5 protein-coding genes and 2 pseudogenes are annotated in these 3,867 nt (G+C 48.9%); all 7 read right to left on the bottom strand.

Annotated features, from left to right (window positions below; genetic code table 11):
• A pseudogene (locus ACESLK_RS29960) lies at positions 1-111 on the bottom strand (sigma factor); the annotation flags it as partial.
• A gap of 364 nt (positions 112-475) precedes the next feature.
• The gene (locus ACESLK_RS29955; protein ID WP_373233514.1) at positions 476-742 is read right to left on the bottom strand and encodes a hypothetical protein; all 267 of its coding nucleotides are present in this window, start codon (positions 740-742) and stop codon (positions 476-478) included.
• A 119-nt stretch (positions 743-861) separates the two neighbouring features.
• A complete protein-coding gene (gene sigK, locus ACESLK_RS29950; protein ID WP_373233512.1) occupies positions 862-1,563 on the bottom strand; it encodes an RNA polymerase sporulation sigma factor SigK in 702 nt (233 codons plus the stop codon).
• Positions 1,564-1,656: 93 nt separating this feature from the next.
• Positions 1,657-2,121, bottom strand: a complete 465-nt coding sequence (locus tag ACESLK_RS29945; protein ID WP_373233511.1) for a C40 family peptidase — start codon at positions 2,119-2,121, stop codon at positions 1,657-1,659.
• An 87-nt stretch (positions 2,122-2,208) separates the two neighbouring features.
• Positions 2,209-3,339 (bottom strand): response regulator, encoded by a 1,131-nt coding sequence (locus ACESLK_RS29940; RefSeq protein WP_373233513.1) that lies wholly within the window; start codon positions 3,337-3,339, stop codon positions 2,209-2,211.
• Positions 3,329-3,694 (bottom strand): sensor histidine kinase, encoded by a 366-nt coding sequence (locus ACESLK_RS29935; RefSeq protein ID WP_373233510.1) that lies wholly within the window; start codon positions 3,692-3,694, stop codon positions 3,329-3,331. Before ACESLK_RS29935 ends, ACESLK_RS29940 begins: the two co-directional genes overlap by 11 nt.
• 77 nt (positions 3,695-3,771) lie before the next feature.
• A pseudogene (locus ACESLK_RS29930) lies at positions 3,772-3,867 on the bottom strand (IS1595 family transposase); the annotation flags it as partial.

The following is a 3,867-nucleotide window of genomic DNA, read 5'->3' as shown; positions in this document are numbered from 1 at the left end:
CGTGCCCTTATCCGGAGAGTAGGACTCGATCGCCTTAATCAGCCCAATGGTGCCAATCGAAATCAAGTCCTCATGGTCCTCCCCTGTATTGTCGAATTTTTTGACATTGTGAACAAAAACCTATGTAACCAGCAGTTGACTATATTCATAAAAAAACCAGCCAACCTAATGAAAGATCGCACTGGTTTAACAATTTATTTTTCACCTGGAAATAGTACACCTACTACAATGAATTCATTCCCACTGCATTCATAATAAAATCGAAATCGTCTGACAACAATTCGGTTAATTCCGCTGAACTGGCCAGAAACTTCAGTAAATCCCTTCGTTAATACATGATTGGATAACAACGACTCTGTTTCCAATACGAGTTGTGAAATAAAATCTAACGTCTCTACCGGAGTGAACCTGCCACTTCTAAACGATATTAGTTTCCTTCTTACTGTCGGAAGCCAAGTAATCTTTCGCACATTCATTACCTAAAATCCTCAACTGACAAGGATTTCAGTAGTTCTGAAGTCGTCATCCCCTTACCTTGACGGTACTCTTCCATGCTCTCATGAATCATAATTTCTAAATCAGGATTTGCCTCGATATCAGCCTTAATACTACGTTGCTCTTCCTCTTGGAGAACAAGAGTAAACGTTCCTTTACCAGGTATATGAAATTGGCATACCGAATTATTTCGATCCATGTTGGAAATATAATTCATTAACTCTTCAGGTGAGCTAACCTTTTCCATGCCTTCCACTCCAATAACTCTTAATTTTCACCACATTAGAACTCAATTTATTATATCATATCGTATTAAAATGAATGTAAAAAAATGTGGGAACTCAATGAGCTCCCACGGTTTCCATTCTACCCCTTCTTCTTATAAAACTCATGATACAGCTTCATCAGCGCCCGCTTCTCGATCCGCGACACGTACGAGCGCGAGATACCGAGCTCCTTCGCAATCTCACGCTGCGTCCGTTCCTCGCCGCCGGTCTCGAGCCCGAACCGCCCGACGATCACTTCCCGCTCCCGCTCATCCAATATATCCAGGTTCTGATAAATCTTCACCTTTTCAATCTTTAGCTGCACCTTATCCACGACATCGTCGGCTTCCGTGCCGAGAATGTCGATGAGCGAAATCTCGTTGCCTTCTTTGTCCGTTCCGATCGGGTCGTGCAGCGAGACGTCCTTCTTGGTCTTCTTCAGCGAGCGTAGGTGCATCAGAATCTCGTTCTCGATACATCGAGCAGAGAACGTCGCCAGCTTTGTACCCTTATCCGGAGAGTAGGATTCAATCGCCTTAATCAACCCGATGGTGCCAATCGAAATCAAATCCTCATGATCCTCGCCAGTATTATCGAATTTTTTGACAATATGGGCAACAAGTCGCAAATTATGCTCAATCAGAGTATTGCGGGAATGCTGATTGCCCTCAGCCATGAGCCGCAAATGCTTGGCTTCGTCCTCCTCGGATAGAGGCTGTGGGAATGCATTATTTTTGACATACGAGACGAGAAGCATCAATTCTTTAATGAATAAAGCAATCGTAGCGAAAAAGCCCGGCACAGCTGTCACCCCTTAGAAGAGATTACTAGCAGTGTATGTGGACTCCCGCCTATCCGTGCATGTACCCGTCAAAAATACAATGCAGTCATAGCTTTACAACACGCGCCTTGCCTTCACATACCGACCCTTCCAGTATGAGCTGAACTCGCTGTACCGAACGCCGCCTTCGCCGTATGTGTGAAGCAGCTTATTATTGCCTGCATAGATGGCCACATGGGTAATTCTTCGGGATGTCCCGCTCGTGCTTTTGAAAAATACGAGGTCGCCCTTCTTGAGCGAGCTTCTGGTTACGCTCCGTCCCCGAAGCGACTGCTCACGTGAGGAACGAGGCAACGTGACGCCATTCTTCGCATAAACCGTCTTGACATAGCTGGAGCAATCGAAGGTGCGCGTCTGACCGTAATTGGCGCCGAACTGATAGGGAGTGCCTAAATACCGTTTGCCCGTATTCATGACCGCTTCCGCTTTCGAAGCCGAGTAAGCTGACGCCTCACCTTCAAGGAAACCTGAACATATTCCGCCAAACAATAGGAACGATAAGAATATTTTCTTTATCATGCGACATCTTCCTCTCGTCTAATGTGACTTTATGGTAGCACACTAGAGAAAGAGGATAAAATGATGAAATATTGGATTCATAACCAACTATTCTGTGATTTTCCGATACAGCAGCCGTTCCCGAAATTCCGCAAACCATTGTGAAATACCAGGGTGCGAGTCTTGTACTCCGCAATTACAGCGCTCGATCCAGTCCTCATAATGATCAAGTACATCCGCCATACGACCTGCCCGTTCGTACGCCTTCATGATGCCGAGACAGAGCGCCGGCTCTTGCGGAGCAGCCGAAACGGCAGTCCTCCATGTATCAATCGCTTCCTCCCATTGCCCGATGCTTTCGTAATATTCCGCGATCTGCGCCGCATTGCTCAGCCACAGCCGGTCGCAGCGCTGCTTGTAGGGCAGCAGCCATTCGTACGAATAGCCCGTCAGCGATTGCGGCGGATAACCCCGAAGCCAATCGCACCACCCGCGGATCGAGAAGGCATCCACCATCCGCAGCTGCTCTGCTTTTCGCTCCCAATCCAGGGCATCAATTAGGATCCCATTAATCCGGAACGTATAGCTTTCTTCCTTGAAATGAATCTCTGCAGGCAGCTCCAGACTTTTCAGCATTTTGCGGATTTGATAAACAGTCGTATGCAGCAAGGTTGCGGCTCGCTCCGCGGGTGTATCGGACCAAAGCACCTCCAGCAACATATCGCGGTGAACCGGCTGTTCCGCATACAAGCACAAATAAGTAAACAGCTCCTGTGTCTTGGCGGTCCTCCACTTGAACTCGGTTATTCGGCCCGCCTCTTCCTCGAGCCGGAGGGAGTCGAACAACCGAATCACCCGTTGACCGACAGCGGGCTTGCTAATTCGCAAGGTTCGCCTTGCGCGGTCCACCGTCTTCCTGAGCCTTGCCGGCGTAACCGGCTTCAGCAGATAATCGATAGAATGCAGCTCGAACGCTTCAATCGCAAATTCGTTATAGGCGGTGACGAATGCGATCTCCATGTCGGGTGCCAGCTGTTGAAACACATGCGCAAGCTCTAAACCGCTTCTTCCCGGCATCTCGATGTCGAGCAGCGCCAGTTCAATGGCTCCGCTGGATACGCCGAGAAATTCAACTGCTTTCGCCGGGTCCGTAAATGCGCCTGCGATTTGAATGCCGTCGATGGAGGACAGCTGTTTTTCCAAATAAGCAAGCGCAAGCGGCTCATCGTCAACCAGCATAATGTGCAAGCGAATCCCTCACTTTCGGTATGGTCATCGTGACGCGGGTGCCTTCATCGGGGGTGCTCTGGATGTGAAGCCCGGTGCCGTATAGATGGAATAGCCTGAATTGAATATTCCGGATACCGACGCCACCCGTTAACGAATGTCCCGATACAAGCTCTTCCAATCGACTTGGAGAGATCCCGACACCGTCGTCCGCTACCTCAAGCCTGTAGCATCGCTCATCTTCAGTGACCCGAACCGTGATACTGCCCCCTTCCAATCGGCTCATGAGCCCATGTCGCACTGCATTCTCTACAAGAGGCTGGAGAATATACGACGGGATCAGGAAGCGGGTGCCGGCTTCGATCACGAATTCAACCCGCAGACGCTCGCCGAACCGCGCCTTTTCAATCCGAATATTTGAATATCAAGTTAGCTCCGCATGGCTTACGCGGTTAAATCACCATAAGTGATGGTATCCGTAGATACACAGGCAGTGAGCAGTCTGTTGAACATCTGACCTTCAAACTGCCGACGATTGGT

Source organism: Cohnella sp. (assembly GCF_041640265.1).
Taxonomy (GTDB): domain Bacteria; phylum Bacillota; class Bacilli; order Paenibacillales; family Paenibacillaceae; genus Cohnella.
The sequence above is the reverse complement of the archived record's forward strand: the minus strand, read 5'-3'. Positions and strand labels throughout refer to the sequence as shown.